Raw genomic sequence first — 572 nt, 5'->3', positions numbered from 1 at the left:
CGCGTCGCGGAAGGCGGCCCGCGCGGCGGCCGCGGGGTCGCCGGGGTGCAGGTAGCCCCACAGGTCGGCGCGGATCTGGGCCCCGATCCACTCGCGGTAGGGGTTGCGCCGGGTGGCGGTCTCGGGCGGCAGGCGCAGCTCGAGCAGGTTGACGTAGGCCACCCGCTCGGCGGTGAAGACGGTGAGGGCCGGCAGCATCTCCAGCCAGCACTGCGCCACGTGCTCGGTGGTGAAGCCCAGGCCGAAGCGCTCGACGAGCGCGAGGTTGAGCACGGTGTAGTTCAGGTCGTCGTCCTCGGGCATCCCGTCGATGTTCTCGCGCAGGCTGGTGGGGCGGCTGGCGCGGTTCCAGGGGTAGCGCTCGCTCAGCTCGGGCGGGACCCCCTCGGCGGTGAAGTACTCGCGCAGGGGGTACTCCCCCACGCTCTCCAGCAGCGCCCGGATCCCCTCGCGGGGCACCTTCTCCACCGGCTTGCCCAAAAGGCACCCCGCCGCCCGGCCCAGCCAGGCGGCGTGCAGGCGGGCGCGCAGCTCCTCGGGGCCGAAGGGCCCGGCGGCCTCCCCGCGCAGGC

The 572-nt window shown here is 75.0% G+C and carries 1 protein-coding gene; it reads right to left on the bottom strand.

The window, feature by feature from the left end:
• Nucleotides 1-572: ADP-ribosylglycohydrolase family protein (locus MEICH_RS25510; RefSeq protein ID WP_169730692.1), on the bottom strand; the 572-nt coding region annotated here is incomplete at both ends.

Origin of the sequence: Calidithermus chliarophilus DSM 9957 (genome assembly GCF_000430045.1) — a bacterium.
GTDB lineage: Bacteria > Deinococcota > Deinococci > Deinococcales > Thermaceae > Calidithermus > Calidithermus chliarophilus.
The sequence above is the reverse complement of the archived record's forward strand: the minus strand, read 5'-3'. Positions and strand labels throughout refer to the sequence as shown.